18 protein-coding genes are annotated in these 17,984 nt (G+C 46.8%); all 18 read left to right on the top strand.

What is annotated here, in order from left to right:
• Positions 1–259 precede the first annotated feature (259 nt).
• The 18 genes from ACZMB2_RS07745 (at position 260) to ACZMB2_RS07830 (ending at position 17,976) form a co-directional block, all read left to right on the top strand.
• The gene (locus tag ACZMB2_RS07745; protein WP_487596275.1) at positions 260–1,840 is read left to right on the top strand and encodes a peptide chain release factor 3; all 1,581 of its coding nucleotides are present in this window, start codon (positions 260–262) and stop codon (positions 1,838–1,840) included.
• Between the two features lie 102 nt (positions 1,841–1,942).
• Positions 1,943–2,317, top strand: coding sequence for an Asp23/Gls24 family envelope stress response protein (locus ACZMB2_RS07750; RefSeq protein WP_487596276.1), 375 nt, complete (start codon positions 1,943–1,945; stop codon positions 2,315–2,317).
• A 76-nt stretch (positions 2,318–2,393) separates the two neighbouring features.
• Entirely contained in the window at positions 2,394–2,804 is a 411-nt protein-coding gene (nusB, locus tag ACZMB2_RS07755) for a transcription antitermination factor NusB (protein WP_487596277.1), read from the top strand.
• Positions 2,805–2,810: 6 nt separating this feature from the next.
• The gene (gene xseA / locus ACZMB2_RS07760) at positions 2,811–4,022 is read left to right on the top strand and encodes an exodeoxyribonuclease VII large subunit (protein WP_487596278.1); all 1,212 of its coding nucleotides are present in this window, start codon (positions 2,811–2,813) and stop codon (positions 4,020–4,022) included.
• Positions 4,012–4,242 carry an exodeoxyribonuclease VII small subunit gene (gene xseB, locus ACZMB2_RS07765; protein ID WP_487596279.1) on the top strand — a complete coding sequence of 77 codons (231 nt, stop codon included), beginning with the start codon at positions 4,012–4,014 and terminating at the stop codon, positions 4,240–4,242. Before xseA ends, xseB begins: the two co-directional genes overlap by 11 nt.
• Positions 4,229–5,116 (top strand): polyprenyl synthetase family protein, encoded by an 888-nt coding sequence (locus ACZMB2_RS07770; RefSeq protein ID WP_487596280.1) that lies wholly within the window; start codon positions 4,229–4,231, stop codon positions 5,114–5,116. Before xseB ends, ACZMB2_RS07770 begins: the two co-directional genes overlap by 14 nt.
• A gap of 12 nt (positions 5,117–5,128) precedes the next feature.
• Entirely contained in the window at positions 5,129–7,012 is a 1,884-nt protein-coding gene (dxs, locus tag ACZMB2_RS07775) for a 1-deoxy-D-xylulose-5-phosphate synthase (RefSeq protein ID WP_487596281.1), read from the top strand.
• Positions 7,009–7,812 carry a TlyA family RNA methyltransferase gene (locus ACZMB2_RS07780; protein ID WP_487596282.1) on the top strand — a complete coding sequence of 268 codons (804 nt, stop codon included), beginning with the start codon at positions 7,009–7,011 and terminating at the stop codon, positions 7,810–7,812. Before dxs ends, ACZMB2_RS07780 begins: the two co-directional genes overlap by 4 nt.
• 8 nt (positions 7,813–7,820) lie before the next feature.
• Complete coding sequence (locus ACZMB2_RS07785; protein ID WP_487596283.1) at positions 7,821–8,678, top strand: NAD(+)/NADH kinase; 858 nt, start codon at positions 7,821–7,823, stop codon at positions 8,676–8,678.
• A 22-nt stretch (positions 8,679–8,700) separates the two neighbouring features.
• The gene (gene argR / locus ACZMB2_RS07790) at positions 8,701–9,159 is read left to right on the top strand and encodes an arginine repressor (protein WP_487596284.1); all 459 of its coding nucleotides are present in this window, start codon (positions 8,701–8,703) and stop codon (positions 9,157–9,159) included.
• Positions 9,160–9,171: 12 nt separating this feature from the next.
• On the top strand, positions 9,172–10,854 hold the full coding sequence (gene recN, locus ACZMB2_RS07795) for a DNA repair protein RecN (RefSeq protein ID WP_487596285.1): 1,683 nt from the start codon (positions 9,172–9,174) through the stop codon (positions 10,852–10,854).
• A gap of 61 nt (positions 10,855–10,915) precedes the next feature.
• Positions 10,916–12,031, top strand: coding sequence for a SpoIVB peptidase (gene spoIVB / locus ACZMB2_RS07800; RefSeq protein WP_487596286.1), 1,116 nt, complete (start codon positions 10,916–10,918; stop codon positions 12,029–12,031).
• Positions 12,032–12,119: 88 nt separating this feature from the next.
• A complete protein-coding gene (locus ACZMB2_RS07805) occupies positions 12,120–13,520 on the top strand; it encodes an NAD(P)/FAD-dependent oxidoreductase (protein WP_487596287.1) in 1,401 nt (466 codons plus the stop codon).
• A 5-nt stretch (positions 13,521–13,525) separates the two neighbouring features.
• A complete protein-coding gene (locus tag ACZMB2_RS07810) occupies positions 13,526–14,116 on the top strand; it encodes a cytidylate kinase-like family protein (RefSeq protein WP_487596288.1) in 591 nt (196 codons plus the stop codon).
• Between the two features lie 152 nt (positions 14,117–14,268).
• Positions 14,269–15,114, top strand: a complete 846-nt coding sequence (locus ACZMB2_RS07815; protein ID WP_487596289.1) for a transporter substrate-binding domain-containing protein — start codon at positions 14,269–14,271, stop codon at positions 15,112–15,114.
• A gap of 141 nt (positions 15,115–15,255) precedes the next feature.
• Positions 15,256–15,924: an amino acid ABC transporter permease gene (locus ACZMB2_RS07820; RefSeq protein WP_487596290.1), complete on the top strand. Its 669-nt coding sequence runs from the start codon at positions 15,256–15,258 to the stop codon at positions 15,922–15,924.
• Positions 15,914–16,654 (top strand): amino acid ABC transporter ATP-binding protein, encoded by a 741-nt coding sequence (locus ACZMB2_RS07825; RefSeq protein WP_308458275.1) that lies wholly within the window; start codon positions 15,914–15,916, stop codon positions 16,652–16,654. Before ACZMB2_RS07820 ends, ACZMB2_RS07825 begins: the two co-directional genes overlap by 11 nt.
• 278 nt (positions 16,655–16,932) lie before the next feature.
• Complete coding sequence (locus tag ACZMB2_RS07830; protein WP_487596291.1) at positions 16,933–17,976, top strand: ABC transporter substrate binding protein; 1,044 nt, start codon at positions 16,933–16,935, stop codon at positions 17,974–17,976.
• Positions 17,977–17,984: the final 8 nt, after the last annotated feature.

The following is a 17,984-nucleotide window of genomic DNA, read 5'->3' on the forward strand; positions in this document are numbered from 1 at the left end:
TGCGTGAAGCTGACTGTTACTAATAGGTCGAGGGCTTAACCAAGAGGTTTAGGTGTAAGGTTTTGGAAAGAAAAAGTATTGACTGTATGCAGTTTTGAAGGTACACGACAGAGACCATCACGAAAGTGATGGTCTTTTTTGTGCATAAGATACTACTTGACACTCATTCGCCCCTGCTCTATACTAATATGGATTATGCATTGACAGAGGATTCAATAGCTGGAAAGATAGAAAGTCCGGCAAGCAGGAGGAATGATACGTGGCAGATTTACGTAAAGAGATAGAGAAGCGGAGAACATTTGCAATTATCTCCCACCCGGATGCGGGTAAAACAACACTGACAGAGAAGTTCCTTTTATATGGAGGAGCCATCAACCTGGCAGGTTCTGTAAAAGGAAAAGCAACTGCGAGACATGCAGTCTCCGACTGGATGGAAATTGAGAAGGAGAGAGGTATTTCCGTTACCTCTTCGGTATTGCAGTTTAACTATGACAATTACTGCATTAATATTCTGGATACCCCGGGACATCAGGATTTCTCCGAGGATACTTATCGTACCTTGATGGCTGCAGACTCTGCGGTTATGGTCATTGATGGATCTAAGGGTGTTGAGGCCCAGACCAGAAAACTGTTCAAAGTCTGTGTCATGAGACATATCCCGATCTTTACTTTTATTAATAAAATGGACCGCGATGCCATGGATACCTTTGAACTGCTGGATGATATCGAGAAAGAGCTTGGTATTGCAACCTGTCCCATTAACTGGCCCATTGGTTCCGGTAAAGAATTTAAAGGTGTTTATGATCGTGCCACTGAGAAGATCCATGTATTCTCCGATACGGAGAAGGGCACCAAAGAGGGAGAGGATCAGGTGCTGACTCTGGATGAAGCAGAAAGTGTACTGCTTCCGGGACAGAGAGACCAGCTGGCAGACGAGATTGATCTTCTGGATGGTGCAAGTGCAGAGTTTGATCAGGAACTGGTAGACAAAGGAGAGCTTTCTCCGGTATTCTTCGGTTCCGCACTGACCAATTTTGGAGTGGAGATTTTTCTGAAACATTTCCTGAAGATGACCACTCCACCTTTGCCGAGAAAAGCAGATGTGGGACTCATTGACCCGGTAGAAGAAGGATTTTCTGGATTTATTTTCAAAATCCAGGCAAATATGAACAAGGCACACAGAGACCGTATCGCATTCATGCGTATCTGCTCTGGAAAATTTGAGGCTGGTATGGAAGTGCTCCATGTACAGGAAGGTAAGAAGATCCGTTTGTCTCAACCGCAGCAGATGATGGCACAGGATCGTAAGATTGTGGAAGAAGCCTATGCAGGTGATATTATCGGACTCTTCGACCCGGGTATTTTCTCCATTGGAGATACCGTTTGTATGTCCAGCCGCAAGATTCAGTATGAAGGTATTCCGACCTTCGCCCCGGAACATTTTGCACGTGTTCGTCAGGTGGATACTATGAAGAGAAAGCAGTTCGTCAAAGGAATTGAACAGATTGCCCAGGAAGGTGCCATCCAGATTTTCCAGGAATACAACACTGGTATGGAAGAGATTATCGTCGGTGTGGTTGGTGTACTGCAGTTTGATGTACTAAAATATCGCCTGAATAACGAATATAATGTAGAAATTCGTCTGGAAAATCTGCCCTATGAGCATATTCGCTGGATTGAGAATCAGGAGATTGATCTGGATAAGATCAGCGGTACTTCTGATATGAAGAAGATCAAGGATCTGAAGGGTCGTCCGCTTCTTCTGTGGGTCAACAGCTGGAGTATCGGCATGACTCTGGACCGGAATCCGGGACTGGAATTATCCGAGTTCGGACGATAATTTCCCCTTTTCAAAGAGGGTAAGTTTTGGTATACTTGTTAATAAGCGGGACTGTGCAGGTACGAAGATGCACAGGGTAGAATAGATGCAGGAGGTATCGGTATGGAAAAATTAGACAGAGCCACACATGTTCTCCAGGAGGACAGTGAGAAGGGCGCAGTGCAGATCGCAGATGAGGTTGTAGCGATTATTGCAGGAATGGCAGCTACCGAAGTCAAGGGTGTTGCATCCATGGCCGGTAATATTAAGAATGAACTGGTAGCAAAGATGGGCATGAAATCTTTGTCCAAGGGCGTAAAGGTAGAAGTGACTGATACAGATGTGAAGGTGGATCTTGCACTGAATCTGAAGTTTGAGGCGAATATCCTTGCAGTGTCTGGTGCAGTTCAGGATAAAGTAAAATCAGCCATCGAGAGTATGACCGGCATGGAAGTGTCTGAGGTAAATGTTCGCGTAGCCGGCGTAGAGCTGGAATAGGAGAACTTTTGAAAAAAAGGGACTGCTGCGGGGAAACCATATTCCGCGGCGGTCCCTTATGTCATGGAGGATATAAATGAAAAGAAGAGAGCAGAGAGAACAGATTTTTGCACTGCTGTTCCGTGTGGAGTTCAATACACCGGAAGAGATGGATGAGCAGGTTAGTATGTATGTGGATGAGATGAAAGAGGTGGAACCCCTTTCTGAAAAGGATGAGGAGTATATCATTGGTAAATATAAGAAGATTTTAGAACGGATAGAAGAAATTGACGGAATCTTGAATGAGGCATCCAAAACATGGAAAACATCCAGAATGAGCAGAGTGGACTTAACGGTTCTCCGCCTGGCTGTCTATGAAATGAAATTTGATGAGGACATTCCGGAGAAAGTAGCCATCAACGAGGCAGTGGAACTGGCGAAAAAATATGGCGGAGACGAGTCTCCGGCATTTGTAAACGGAGTACTGGCACACGTGGCCGGAAAGTAAAACAGCATGGCAAAAAATGTATATTCGGTGGCTCAGGTCAACCGGTATATTAAAAATATGTTTACCCAGGATTTTATGCTGAACCGGATTTATGTGAAGGGTGAGGTGTCCAATTGCAAGTATCATACATCCGGGCACATTTATTTTTCCTTGAAGGATGAGAGTGGTGCCATTGCCTGCGTCATGTTTGCAGGAGACCGGAGAAGCGGTCTTGCCTTTCGGATGCAGGAAGGACAGAAAGTCATTGTCCTGGGTAGTGTCAGTGTCTATGAGCGTGATGGCAGATATCAGCTGTATGCCAGAGAGATTATGCCGGACGGAGAGGGAGATCTTTACCGTCAGTTTGAGCTGCTGAAAAAGGACCTGGAAGAGATGGGAATGTTTGCCCAGGAGTTTAAGCAGCCCATTCCATTTTACAGCAGAACCATCGGCATTGTGACGGCTCCTACCGGAGCAGCCATCCGGGATATTATGAATATTTCCAGGCGCAGAAATCCTTATGTGCAGTTGGTGCTCTATCCGGCACTGGTGCAGGGAGAACAGGCAGCGGACAGCATCGTCCGGGGAATCCGTACATTGGATCAGTATGGCGTGGATGTAATCATTGCAGGCCGCGGAGGCGGTTCCATGGAAGATCTGTGGGCATTCAATGAGGAAAAAGTGGCGAGAGCTATTTTTGAATGCCGGACGCCGATTATCTCTGCGGTAGGACATGAGACGGATACCACCATTGCGGATTATGTGGCAGATTTACGGGCGCCAACTCCGTCAGCAGCGGCAGAACTGGCGGTGACAGATTACTGGCAATTGATGAGTGGACTGGAACTATACCGGAATCAGTTGGCGGATCGGCTGGAGCAAAAGATTCATAATGACAGACAAAGGGCAGAATACTTGAAGCTGAGGCTGTTACAGGCAAGCCCTGAGTATCAGCTCAGAGAAAAAAAACAATATGCAGCTGATCTGGAGGAACGTCTGAAACGTTCCATGGATCAGAAGCTTACAGACCGGAAGCATAAAATAGCATTGTATGCGGAACGGTTAGATGGAGTGTCCCCGCTGAAGAAATTGCAGCAGGGATATTCGTATACAGAAGCATCAGATGGAAAAGCGCTTCGCAGTGTATCTCAGGTAGCACCTTCCGATCTGTTGTTGATTCATGTAACAGATGGAACCATTCAGGCAGAAGTAAAGGAGTGGACGGAATATGGCAAATAAAGAAGCAGGACAGATGGAACCATTCCGTCTGGAGACAGCTTTTGACCAGATAGAGCAGTTATTACAGAAACTTCAGGAAGGGGAGGTTTCTCTGGAAGAATCTTTTCGGCTTTATGAGCAGGGAATGAAGCTATTGCAGAAATGTAATGAAAATATTGACCATGTAGAGAAGCAGATGCTTCAGATTGACGAGGAGGGACATACCCATGAATTTTCCTGAGGAACTTGCAAATAGAATACAGTGGACGGAAGGAGTTGTAAAAAGCTTCCTTCCGGAAGAAACCGGAAATCAGAAAGAAATTATGGAGGCCATGAATTACAGTGTGACAGCCGGAGGAAAACGGCTTCGCCCATTGCTGATGCATGAGACCTATCGGATGTTTGGCGGTACCGGAAGAGTGATTCAGCCGTTGATGGCAGCTATTGAGATGGTACACACCTATTCTCTGGTGCATGATGATCTTCCGGCCATGGATAATGACCAGTATCGTAGAGGAAAACTGACAACCCATGCAAAATACGGACATGCCATGGGCGTACTGGCGGGTGACGGACTTCTGAACTACGCCTTTGAGACGGCTATGACCGCTTTTGACTGCGGAGAGGATGCAGAGCGGGTTGCAAAAGCACTGAAAATTCTTGGCCGCAAGGCTGGTATTTACGGAATGATCGGCGGACAGGTGGTGGATGTACAATCAACTGGAAAAGCTGTTGATCAGGAAACCCTTGATTTTATTTACGAACTGAAGACTGGAGCTCTTCTGGAAGCTTCCATGATGGTAGGAGCTGTACTGGCAGGGGCAACAGAAGAGGAAGTTGCTGTCATTGAGCAGATTGCTTCCGATGTAGGACTTGCATTCCAGATCCGCGACGATATTCTGGATGAAACCAGTACGCTGGAGACCTTAGGCAAACCGATTCACAGTGATGAGCGGAATGAGAAGACTACTTATGTAACATTAAAAGGGCTGGAACAGGCAACAAAAGATGTGGAGGAGATTTCTGACCGGGGACTTAAGCGTCTGGCAGAACTTCCTTATGAGAATGAATTTCTTACCGAATTGATAAAGGCATTGGTATACAGGGAAAAGTAGAGGTTATGAATTATGGTGCTGGAGAAGATTAATCAGGTCAATGATATCAAGAAAATCCCGCCGGAGGAATATGATACGCTTGCCGAGGAAATCCGTCAGTTTCTGATTACAAAGATCAGTCAGACGGGGGGGCATCTGGCTTCCAATCTGGGGGTGGTGGAGCTTACCATGGCGCTTCATCTTTGCTTTGATTTTCCGAAGGATAAGGTAGTATGGGACGTGGGACATCAGTCTTATACCCATAAGCTTTTGACTGGACGAAAAGCTGGTTTTGATGAACTCCGTAAATATGGCGGCATGAGTGGATTTCCCAAAAGAAAGGAAAGCGACTGTGACAGTTTTGACACGGGACATAGTTCTACTTCCATTTCCGCGGGAATTGGTCTGGTGGCGGCACGGGATCTCCGCGGCGGTGATGAGCATGTGATTTCTGTGATTGGTGACGGCGCACTGACTGGAGGAATGGCATATGAGGCGCTGAATAATGCTTCCAGGCTGAAGAAGAATTTTATTATTATTCTGAATGACAACAACATGTCCATTGCTGAGAATGTGGGCGGTGTGTCAGAATATCTGAATGGACTTAGAACCAACGAAGCCTATACAAATTTTAAGACAGGTGTGGAGCAGTCTCTGAACCGGATTCCGGGCGGTACTCATCTGGCAAATCAGTTAAAGAAAACAAAGAGCGGTATTAAGCAGCTGTTCATTCCGGGTATGTTCTTCGAGGACATGGGTGTCACCTATTTAGGACCGGTGGACGGTCATGATATCGGAAAACTTCAGGAAGTACTGAAGAAAGCGAAAAAAGTCAAAGGTGCAGTTCTGGTGCATGTACTGACCAAAAAGGGAAAAGGATACCTTCCGGCAGAACGCCATCCGTCCCGATTCCACGGGGCAGAACCCTTTGATATTGAGACAGGACTTCCCAGCAAGAAGAGAAAGAAAGCCAACTATCAGGATGTATTTTCTACCTGTATGGTGAAGCTGGGTCAGAGAAATAAAAATGTTGTGGCCATTACGGCAGCTATGCCGGATGGTACCGGATTAAAACGTTTTAAAAATATTTACCCAGAGCGCTTTTTTGATGTGGGAATTGCAGAAGAACATGCAGTAACCTTTGCAGCCGGATTGGCAGCAGGCGGTATGCGGCCGATCTTTGCGGTTTATTCTTCATTTCTGCAGAGGGCTTACGATCAGGTACTTCATGATGTCTGCATTCAGAATCTGCCGGTGGTATTTGCCATTGACCGTGCAGGTTTGGTAGGAAGTGATGGAGAGACTCATCAGGGAATCTTTGACCTGTCTTATCTGTCCAGTATTCCGAATATGCACATTATGGCCCCGAAGAATAAGTGGGAATTGTCAGATATGCTGAAATTTGCCGTGGAATTTGACGGTCCGATTGCGCTTCGTTATCCGCGGGGTGAGGCTTATGATGGATTGAAGGATTTCCGGAAACCCATTGAATATGGTAAGAGCGAATTCCTCTATGAAGAGGAGGATATTGCGATTCTGGCGGTAGGCAGCATGGTAAAGACGGCGGAGGAAGTACGTCATAAGCTGAAAGACATGGGATATAACTGCAGTCTTGTGAACGCCAGATTTGTAAAACCAATTGATACAGAGATTATCAAAGAACTTTCCAAAGAACACAGATTACTTGTGACGATGGAAGAAAATGTAAGAAGCGGCGGTTACGGTGAGAAAGTCCGTGATTTTGTAGAGGATCATGAGATTCCGGTGCATCTTCTGACCATTGCACTGCCGGATGAGTACGTGGAGCATGGCAATGTGGCATTGCTGTATGAAGAAGTGGGAATTGATGCAGAATCGGTAACGAAGCGGATTGTCAGCCGTTACGCTGCCTGTCCGAAGGAGGATGACAGAGCATGAAAACAAGGCTGGATGTGCTTATGGTAGAGCGGGGACTGGCAGAGTCCCGTGAAAAAGCAAAAGCCATTATTATGTCCGGAAATGTATTTGTAGACGGACAGAGAGAAGATAAAGCAGGGACTTCTTTTTCAGAGAAGGTAGTGATTGAAGTGAAAGGTTCTCCGTTAAAATATGTGAGCCGCGGCGGACTGAAGCTTGAGAAAGCCATGACCCATTTTGATGTGACATTGGAAGGAAAGATCTGCATGGATGTCGGCTCCTCTACTGGCGGATTTACGGATTGCATGCTGCAGAACGGTGCAGTGAAAGTTTATGCGGTGGATGTGGGAAACGGACAGCTGGCATGGAAACTGCGTCAGGATGAGCGAGTGATTTGCATGGAAAAGACCAATATCCGCTATGTGACCAGAGATCAGATTGCAGATCCGATAGAGTTTGCATCAATTGACGTGGCATTTATTTCTCTGACTAAAGTATTGGAACCGGTAAAAGAGCTGCTCACACCGGACGGCGAGATTGTGGCGCTTATCAAACCGCAGTTTGAGGCGGGGCGTGAGCAGGTAGGAAAAAAAGGTGTGGTTCGCGACAAGGCGGTTCATCTGGAAGTAGTAGAGAAAATTCTGGACTATGCGGCAGGCATTGGTTTCCAGATTTTAAATCTGGAGTTTTCACCGATTAAAGGGCCGGAAGGAAATATTGAATATCTGGTTCATTTAAAGAACTATGAGGAAGGAACCGTCTGCGACCATGCTCAGGTAGATCCGAAAGATATTGTGGAGCAGGCGCATCAGGCATTATAGACGTACCGATGAAAACATTTTATATTATTGCGAACAGTGGGAAAGCAGAGTGCCTCCGCCTGGCTTCAGAGATTGCGGAGTATCTGACGGAACATGGACAGAACTGTCTCATCCGCAATGGTGGAGGAAATGCAGACAGAGAAGAGAAAGCCTACGATCCGGAAGTGGGAAAAGACGTGGACGGTATTCTGGTGTTGGGGGGAGACGGAACGCTTCTCAGAGCTGCCAGGGATCTGGCAGGAAGAAATATCCCGTTTCTGGGCATCAATCTTGGACATCTGGGATATCTGGCCGAGATCGAGGAACAGAATGTGTATAGTGCACTGGATCGACTGATCGAGGGCTCTTACTCTGTGGAAAATCGGATGATGCTGGAAGGAACCGTTCATGTAGATGGACAGGATGTGGCGAAAGATCTGGCACTCAATGACATCGTACTGGATCGAAGCGGCAGCCTTCGAGTGGTCAATTATGACGTTTATGTCAATGATCAGTATCTGAATTCCTTTACGGCAGATGGTATGATCGTCTCCACACCTACGGGCTCTACCGGTTACAGCCTGTCGGCTGGCGGACCGATTATTTCTCCAACAGCATCCATGCTGGTGCTGACACCCATCTGCCCCCATACACTGAATTCCAGAAGCATTGTCTTTTCCGGCGATGACCGGATCCGGATTCAGATCGGAGAGGGAAGACGGGGAGGACCGGATCAGGCATGCGTTACTTTTGACGGAGATACCAGTGTGGAATTGAAGACCGGTGACTATGTGGAGATAGTAAGATCCGGTGAAGTGACGCCGATTTTAAAGATTAATCAGATCAGCTTTCTGGAAGTATTGAGGGATAAGCTGAGCCGCAGATAAAAAAGGACAAGGGTGAGGCGCTGTGAAAGAGAAAAGACATGAGAAGATCATAGAACTGATTGAACAGTATGATATTGAGACCCAGGATGAACTGGCAGACCGACTGCGGGCAGCCGGCTTTCAGGTGACGCAGGCCACCGTGTCCCGTGATATTCGGAAATTGAAGCTTTCCAAAGTGCCGGGCAGAAATGGCAGACAGAAATATGCACTGCTCACTGGACAGAATCATCAGATGTCAGAAAAATATGTGGGAATTCTCAGGGAAGCATTTGTTTCCATGGACGCCGCACAGAATATTCTGGTGATCAAGACCGTGTCTGGCATGGCTATGGCACTGGCAACTGCCCTTGACAACATTGACTGGAAGGAGATCCTCGGCTGCGTGGCAGGAGACGACACCGTGATGTGTGTCATCCGGACCCAGGCAGATACTGCTGCAGTAATGGGGGAACTGAAGAAAATTGTGGAGGGTCAGTCATAAGGAGGGAAGCAAATGCTGCTGCATCTGCATGTGAAAAATCTTGCCCTGATCCGGGAGACCGAGATTGATTTTACAGAAGGGCTGAATATACTGACAGGAGAGACCGGAGCAGGAAAATCCATTCTCATTGGTTCTATGACCATGGCACTGGGAGGAAAAGTTTCCAGGGAAATGGTACGGGAAGATGCGGATTATGCGTTGGTGGAGCTTGTCTTTGCCACGGACCGTCCGGAGATCCGGAAAAAATTAAGAGAATTGGACATTCCTATGGAGGATGATCAGATTATTTTGTCCCGGAAGATTTCCGGCAGCAGAAGTATCTGCAGACTCAATGGGGAGACTGTGAGCACGGCGGTATTAAGAGAAGTGTCCGGTATGCTCATCGATATTCATGGGCAGCATGAACATCAGTCATTACTCAGCAAACGGAAACATCTGGAAATTTTGGATTCCTATGCCCATGAGCAGTTGGATCCGGTTTTGAAAGAATTAAAAGAATACTATCAGCAATGCAGAAAACTGCAGGAGGAACTGCAGGACATCTGTATGGATGAAGCAGAACGGCTGAGGGAACAGTCATTATTGGAATTCGAATTAAATGAAATTGAAGAAGCAAGGCTTCAGGACGGCGAGGATGAGCGTCTGGAGCAGGATTACAGGAAAATGGTGAACAGCCGCCGCATCATGGAAGTGCTGGGAACCGTACGGACTCTTTGCGTAGGGGAGGAGACATCCGCATCCGATCTGACAGGAAGATCCTGCAGAGAATTAAGCGGCATCACCCATTTCGATGAGGCACTGGAATCCTTATCCGAGCAGCTGCAGCAGATCGACAGTATGCTGGCGGATTTTAGCCGGGAACTGGATGATTATATGGAAGACCTGGATTTCTCAGAACAGGATTTTATAGAGACGGAAGAACGTCTGAATTTGGTCAATCATCTGAAATCGAAGTACGGCTCCACTTTGAAGGAGATTCAAAGTTATGCGGAACAGCAGCAGGAACGGCTGGATCTGTTGGTACATCTGGAACAGCGGAGAGATGTGCTTCAGAGGGAATACGAAAAGTCAGAGCAGCAGTTAAAGGGACAATGTAAAAAAACACATGAGATCCGTGCGGCAGCTGCAAAGGTGCTGGAACAGCGGATGCAGAAGGAATTGTCAGAGCTGAACTTCCTGGATGTACGGTTTGGAATACGTGTGGAAGAAGGAGAAAATCCGGGAGCAGACGGCTGGGATGATGTGGAGTTCCTGATATCCACTAATCCGGGTGAGCCTGTGAAGCCTCTTGGCAAAATAGCATCCGGTGGTGAATTATCGAGAGTCATGCTGGCTATCAAGACGGTGCTGGCAGATCAGGATTCCATTGATACGGTGATTTTTGATGAGATTGATACGGGAATCAGTGGTAGAACCGCCCAGAGAGTATCGGAGAAACTGGCTCTTATTGGCAGGAGCAGGCAGGTCATCTGTATCACCCATCTGGCCCAGCTGGCAGCCATGGCTGACAGTCATTATTGTATTGAAAAACAGGCGGTAAATGGGGAAACCCAGACCAGAATCCGGAGACTGACCGAGGAGGAAGTTCCCATGGAGCTGGCAAGAATTCTAGGCGGCGCGGAGATTACTGACGCGGTGCTCGACAATGCCAGAGAAATGAAACGGCTGGCGGTTCAATATAAAGGAAATATTTGACAGGAAAAAGAGACGGTTTTATGCAGACACTAATGTGAGAACATGAGAAAGGTGTGGCTGCATGAATCGTCTTAAATTTTACCGAATATCCCTGTGGATTGCACTGCTTTCAGCGGTAGCAGCATTAGGAATCTACGGATATTGGTATATGAAAACACAGGTGCCGGATCAGATTCGAGTCAGTGAAGACGAGAATCAGACGCTGTATCTGGGAGTAAAAGAAGTCTCGGTCCGGGTAGTGAAACGGCAGCGGGTGATTCCAGGAGGAATTCCCGTAGGTCTTTATCTGGAAACACAGGGTGTTTATGTGGTAGGAACAGATAAAATAGAAGCATCCGATGGACTCTTCTATGAGCCGGCAGAACAGGTGGTTTATCCGGGGGATTATATTCTGGCAGTGAATGGTAGAAAAATTACAGATAAAGAAGAACTGATTGCCTGTGTGCAGGCAAACAGGAGCGACATCATGATTTTGAAACTCCGCCGAAATAAGGAGGAAATTCAGGTGCGGCTACAGGCAGTGAAGTCAGAAGATCAGGAGTATAAACTGGGGATCTGGGTAAAAGATGATATCCAGGGGATTGGAACCTTGACTTATATGACACAGGATGATCAGTTTGGAGCTTTGGGACATGGTATCACGGACAGTGATACAGGGGAATTACTGACAATTTCCGGAGGGAGCCTTTACGATACGGAAATTTTAAGGATCGAGAAGGGAAGAAGAGGAACACCGGGGGAAGTGAGCGGTATGATTACTTATGCAGAGAGGTATCGCGAAGGAACCATCCTGAAAAATACAAAAGTCGGGGTATTTGGACAGATGAACGGTACCCTGGTAAGAAAATTTTCAGAGGAACCGGTGGAGGTTGCCTTCCGGCAGGAGATTAAGACGGGACCTGCAGTGATCAGGAGTGCTGTCTCTGGAGAAATGGAAGAGTATGCAGTTCAGATCCAGGAAATCCGTATCAATGAATCCGACGTCAACAAAGGTATGATTTTAAAAGTGACGGATCCGGAATTGTTGGAATTGACCGGTGGAATCGTACAGGGAATGTCTGGTTCTCCGATTCTCCAAAATGGACGGCTCATCGGAGCCGTGACCCATGTGTTTGTCAATGACCCCACAAAAGGTTATGGGGGATTTGCGGAGAGCATGCTGGAGGCGGGGAAATAAAGAAATTCCGTTTTGCAAACAGATCAGGATATGCTATACTAAGGACGGAAGTCCATTCGAAAATATGTGAAATACAGGAGAAGATTTTATGAAATATGACGTAGTAATTATCGGAGCAGGACCGGCTGGTATTTTTACCGCACTGGAACTGGTACGAAACGGATCAGATAAGAAAATCCTTATGGTGGAAAAGGGAAAACCGGTGGACAAACGTCACTGCCCGAAAGCAGAGACCGGAAAATGTATGAATTGCAAGCCGAACTGCATGATCACTACCGGATTTTCCGGAGCAGGTGCATTTTCTGATGGAAAGTTAAGCCTTTCCTGCGAGGTAGGAGGAGAACTGCCGAATCTGATCGGTTCTGAATTTGCGCAGGAACTCATTGATTATACAGATACGATCTATCTGGAGTTTGGCGCTGACGAGCATGTGGAAGGCGTATATGAGGGCGAGGAGATCAAAGAAATCCGTAAACGTGCCATCCGTGCAGGCCTTCAGCTGGTAAACTGCCCGATCCGTCATCTGGGAACGGAGAAAGCTCAGCAGCTGTATCTGAATATCCAGAATTATCTGCAGGAAAAAGGCGTGGAGATGCGTTTTAACACGGAGTGTGACAATATTATTCTCAAAGAGGATGTCTGTCAGGGCGTTCGTCTGGAAGATAAGGCAGGCAGTGAGGAAATCTACGCTGACAATGTCATTATTGCTACCGGAAGAAGAGGCGCTGACTGGTTGGAAAAAGTCTGCGAGGAGAATGGAATTGCCCATAAGCCGGGGACCGTTGATATCGGTGTCCGTGTCGAGTGCCGCAACGAGGTCATGGAGATGATCAACAAGGTACTTTACGAAGGAAAACTCATTGGTTATCCGAAGCCGTGGAAGAATAAAGTGCGTACTTTCTGTCAGAATCCGGGCGGATTTGTAGCACAGGAGAACTACGACAATAACCTGGCTGTTGTAAACGGACACAGCTTCAAAGACTTGAAGAGTGAGAACACCAACCTGTCCATTCTTGTAAGCCATAACTTTACAGAGCCGTTTAATCAGCCGATTGCCTATGCGCAGAAGGTAGGAGAGCTGACTAATATGCTTGGTGCAGGTCATATCCTGGTACAGCGATATGGTGATATACTGGATGGAAAAAGAACCTGGCCGAAGGAGCTGGCTCAGTCCAATGTGCGCCCGACCCTGAAAGATGCGGTAGCAGGTGATATCACGGCAGCTATGCCTTACCGTGCCATGACCAATATCATCGAGTTTATCCGGATGCTGGATGAGGTTGTTCCGGGATTTGCCAGCGGCGAGACCCTGCTGTACAGTCCGGAGCTGAAATTCTATTCCAATAAAGTAAAGATGGATACGAACCTGAACACCAATATTCAGGGACTGCACTGTCTGGGAGATTCTTCCGGATGGACCAGAGGACTGATGATGGCTTCTGCCATGGGTGTGCTGATGGGACGCAAACTTCTGGAAAAGGAGAGTTAATCATTATGAGAAAAATTATTACCATTGCCCGTGAATTTGGCGCAGGGGGTGGAGAAATCGGAAGAAGAGTTGCCAAAGAGCTGGGCATCGAATATTATGACAAGGATATTATATTAAGAACTGCACTGGCAAACCCGAAACTGACGCCGGAAGAAGTGCGCAAATGGGATGAGAGGGTACCTAATACATTTGGATTTGCACAGAGTCTCTTTGATTTCTATAACAAACCGTTGGATGAAGAACTCTGGCAGGCACAGATGGACGCGATCCGTGAGATGGCCAGCCATGAAAGCTGCGTGATTGTAGGACGGAACAGTGAATACATATTAAGGGAGTTTGATCATTGTCTGCGGGTATTTGCCCATGCAGGATTCCAGTGGAGAGTCAACCGTATGGCAGGCAAGATGCCTGGGGTTCCGCTTGAACAGGTGGCATCTGACGTGCGTCAGGCAGACAAAGCGCGAAAGAAGAGCTGTGAACATTACACCAAGACCAGATACCGGGATGCGGTCAACTACGACCTGTGCCTGAATACGGAAAAGCTGGGAATTGACTGTGCGGTGAAGTTTGTATTGGAGGCAGCAGAAAATCTGTAGCACAGATAAAGCCTTGACAGAATTTTCCCTTGACAATACGGACAGAAAAAATTATACTGTTTTCAAATGCGAGGCATTGTATACAATAATACAAATGCCTTTCTGCATAAATAGGGCCGGTATATTTGCCGGAGAAAAGGAGCGTACATATTATGAAAAAATTAATTGCACTGTCTCTCATTGCGTGCATGGCAGTATCCACTGCAGCATGTGGATCATCATCTAAAGATACTGCAGCAGCTGAAACTACAGATGCAGCAGAAGAGACTACGGACGCAGCAGAGGAGACTGCTGATGCAGCTGATACTGAAGCATCTGACAAAACATGGGTTATCGCAATGGATACCGTATTCAGACCATTCGAGTATACCGATGAAGACAACGATTTTGTTGGAATTGATGTTGATATCATCAAAGCAATTGCACAGGATCAGAACTTTAAAATTGATATTCAGAGCCTTGGATGGGATGCAGCTGTAGCAGCGGTACAGTCCGGTCAGGCAGATGGTCTGATTGCAGGCGCAAGTATCACAGATGAGCGTCAGGCAAACGGATGGATCTTCTCTGACTCTTATTTTGATTCCTGCCAGATTTTTGCAGTAGCAGCTGGCAGTGATATCGATTCCTTTGAGGATCTTGCAGGAAAGAATGTAGCAGTAAAGAATGGTACCCAGGGTGCTGCATTTGCAGAGAGCCTGAAAGATCAGTACGGATTCACTACCACCGTATTTGAAGATTCACCGACTATGTATCAGGATGTTGTAGCCGGCAACAGCGTTGCATGTGTAGAGGATAAGCCGATTATTCAGGACTGGATTGCAAACAAAGGTCTGGGACTGAAAGTGGTTGACTCTATGGAGAGTGATCCGGCTCCTTACGGATTTGCAATCATGAACGAGGCAAATCAGGAACTGCTTGACATGTTCAATGCAGGACTGGCTGATATCAAAGCAAACGGAACTTATGATGAGATCCTTGCAAAATATCTTGGAGAGTAATCAGTAAAATAATTCTGGTGACGGGAAAGCAGCTGCAGAATATGCGGCTGCTTCCTGCACTGTGAAAACCCCTGTGTGAGAGGCTTTCACAGTGTAAGAAGCATTTTCGGGAACCAGAAGAGAAAAAGGAGACGAGAGACTATGATGAGTATTATTGAAGTTTACGGCGGTATGCTGCTTCGCGCGCTCGGCCAGACTTTGCTGCTGACATTGTTGTCGCTGTTGTTTGCGATGATCATTGGTATGATTTTCGGACTGATGAATGTAGGGCATAACCGGGTGCTGAATCTGATCGGAACGATTTATGTAGATGCCGTCCGTGGTGTGCCGCTGATCGTACTGGCATATTTCATTTATTTTGGTGTACCGGCTGGTATGCAGGGCCTGGGATTTTCCAGTTTCCGTCTGAATGCATTGCAGGCAGGTACCGCAGCACTTTCCATGAACTGTGGTGCGTATATGGCAGAGATTATCCGTGCCGGTATTGAGAGTGTCGACAGAGGACAGATGGAAGCATCACGAAGTCTGGGACTTTCCTACAGCGCCTCCATGGCACTGGTTGTTGTACCCCAGGCAGTACGAACCATGATCCCGTCTATTATTAATCAGTTTATCATTACCTTGAAGGATACCTCTATCCTGTCTATTATCGGATTCCCGGAACTTACGAATGTAGGAAAGACGATTGTGGGAAATACCCTGAAGAGTCTTCAGACCTGGGCAATCGTTGGTATCATGTACATGGTTGTTATCGTTACCCTGAGTAAGATTGCCAAGAGAATTGAGAGGAGGGTAAACCGTGGAAGATAAGCAGCTGAAGATTCATGTTACGAATCTGAAAAAGAATTTTGGAAAACTGGAAGTATTAAAAGATATCAGCATGGATGTCCACGAGGGTGAGGTTGTCGTTCTCTTAGGACCGTCCGGAAGTGGAAAATCCACTTTGTTAAGATGTCTGAACCAGCTGGAAACCGCTACCGCAGGCCAGATTATTATCGACGGACACGATGTGACGGACAAACATACAGATATCAACAAAGTGCGTGAGAATATCGGAATGGTATTCCAGCATTTCAATCTGTTTAACCATCTGACCGTGCTGGATAACATGACCCTTGCTCCGGTACACTTAAAACTCATGAGCAAGGAAGAGGCAAAGGCCGAGGCCATGAGACTTCTGGAAAGAGTCGGACTGGCAGATAAGGCAGATGCATTCCCAAGCCAGTTGTCCGGTGGACAGAAACAGCGTGTAGCGATCGCCCGTGCCCTGGAAATGAAGCCGGATATCATGCTCTTTGATGAACCAACCAGTGCTCTGGACCCGGAGATGGTCGGCGAAGTACTGGCTGTTATGAAAGAGCTGGCTCGTGATGGCATGACCATGGTGGTTGTTACCCATGAGATCGGTTTTGCGAGAGAAGTAGCAAGCCGTGTCATATTTATGGAAGGCGGATATATTGTGGAAGAAGGAACTCCGGATGAAGTCATCCTGAATCCAAAAGAGCCGCGTACCATCGACTTCTTAAGCAAAGTATTATAAAATATTTAATAAGTACAGAAAACATCTTTCACTGTGAAAGGAACGTCCACAGCCCCGGCACTTCACGAGAACAAGTCGAAGACATTGTTCGAGTGTTAGTACCGCTGGGCGAGGACTTAGCGCGAGCGGTTCCTTTTCACTGGAAAGATGTTATTTTTTATTAAATATTTTCATACTTATTGACTTTTGTGCGTTGAAGTGCTATATTGATTAAGTCTAAAAGCTTCAATGCATTAAAGCATTGAAAGCCAATTCGGAAAAGACGGAGGAAACGGATTATGAAAAAGATGATAGCTCTGGCTATGGCAATGACCATGGGACTTAGTCTGGTCGCATGCGGAAGCAGCGATACCGCAGCATCCACAGATACTGCAGCTGAGACAACTGAGGCAGCTGATACTGCTGATACAGCAGAAGAGACGGAAGTACCGTCTGCAGGCGGATCCTACACGATCGGTATCTGCCAGCTGGTACAGCATGAAGCACTGGATGCAGCTACCCAGGGATTTAAGGATGCCATCGTAGAGGCACTCGGTGAGGATGCGGTAACTTTCGATGAGCAGAATGCACAGGGCGATTCCAATACATGCGCAACCATTATTAACGGCTTCGTGGCTGAGGATGCAGATCTGATTCTTGCAAATGCAACTCCTGCACTGCAGGCAGCACAGGCTGGAACCAGTGAGATCCCGATTCTTGGTACTTCAGTAACGGAGTATGGTGTAGCTCTTGGTATTGATGGTTTTGATGGAACTGTTGGTGGAAATATTTCCGGTACGTCTGATCTTGCACCGCTGACTGAGCAGGCAGCTATGCTGAATGAGCTGTTCCCGGATGCTAAGAATGTAGGTCTTCTGTACTGTACTGCAGAGGCAAACTCCCAGTATCAGGTAGACGAGGTGCAGAAAGCACTGGAAGGAATGGGATATACCTGCAAACAGTATGGTTTCTCTGATTCCAATGACCTTTCTTCTGTAACAACTACCGCAGCAGATGAGAGTGATGTTATTTATGTACCGACCGATAACACCGTAGCAAACAATACAGAGATCGTAAACAATATCTGCCAGCCTGCAGGTGTTCCGATTATTGCAGGTGAGGAAGGTATCTGCAAAGGATGCGGAGTTGCAACTCTTTCCATCAGCTACTATGATCTTGGTGTAGCAACCGGTAAGATGGCAGTGAAGATTCTGACAGGCGAAGCTGATATCTCTGAGATGCCGATTGAGTATGCTCCGCAGTTTACCAAAGAGTACAACCCGACACTGTGTGAGGCTCTTGGAGTAGCTGTTCCGGATGATTACACTGCAATTGCAGAATAAATAAGAAG

The organism is Hominiventricola sp. (genome assembly GCF_057604405.1).

Excerpts from the sequence above, each read along its gene's own strand:
- ACZMB2_RS07780 (WP_487596282.1), top strand. The coding sequence starts at position 7,009 with ATGAAAACAAGGCTGGATGTGCTTATGGTAGAGCGGGGACTGGCAGAG.
- ACZMB2_RS07830 (WP_487596291.1), top strand. The coding sequence starts at position 16,933 with ATGAAAAAGATGATAGCTCTGGCTATGGCAATGACCATGGGACTTAGT.
- ACZMB2_RS07815 (WP_487596289.1), top strand. The coding sequence starts at position 14,269 with ATGAAAAAATTAATTGCACTGTCTCTCATTGCGTGCATGGCAGTATCC.
- ACZMB2_RS07810 (WP_487596288.1), top strand. The coding sequence starts at position 13,526 with ATGAGAAAAATTATTACCATTGCCCGTGAATTTGGCGCAGGGGGTGGA.
- dxs (WP_487596281.1), top strand. The coding sequence starts at position 5,129 with ATGGTGCTGGAGAAGATTAATCAGGTCAATGATATCAAGAAAATCCCG.
- ACZMB2_RS07750 (WP_487596276.1), top strand. The coding sequence starts at position 1,943 with ATGGAAAAATTAGACAGAGCCACACATGTTCTCCAGGAGGACAGTGAG.
- ACZMB2_RS07785 (WP_487596283.1), top strand. The coding sequence starts at position 7,821 with ATGAAAACATTTTATATTATTGCGAACAGTGGGAAAGCAGAGTGCCTC.
- ACZMB2_RS07805 (WP_487596287.1), top strand. The coding sequence starts at position 12,120 with ATGAAATATGACGTAGTAATTATCGGAGCAGGACCGGCTGGTATTTTT.
- xseA (WP_487596278.1), top strand. The coding sequence starts at position 2,811 with ATGGCAAAAAATGTATATTCGGTGGCTCAGGTCAACCGGTATATTAAA.
- ACZMB2_RS07770 (WP_487596280.1), top strand. The coding sequence starts at position 4,229 with ATGAATTTTCCTGAGGAACTTGCAAATAGAATACAGTGGACGGAAGGA.
- xseB (WP_487596279.1), top strand. The coding sequence starts at position 4,012 with ATGGCAAATAAAGAAGCAGGACAGATGGAACCATTCCGTCTGGAGACA.
- spoIVB (WP_487596286.1), top strand. The coding sequence starts at position 10,916 with ATGAATCGTCTTAAATTTTACCGAATATCCCTGTGGATTGCACTGCTT.
- nusB (WP_487596277.1), top strand. The coding sequence starts at position 2,394 with ATGAAAAGAAGAGAGCAGAGAGAACAGATTTTTGCACTGCTGTTCCGT.
- ACZMB2_RS07820 (WP_487596290.1), top strand. The coding sequence starts at position 15,256 with ATGATGAGTATTATTGAAGTTTACGGCGGTATGCTGCTTCGCGCGCTC.
- recN (WP_487596285.1), top strand. The coding sequence starts at position 9,172 with ATGCTGCTGCATCTGCATGTGAAAAATCTTGCCCTGATCCGGGAGACC.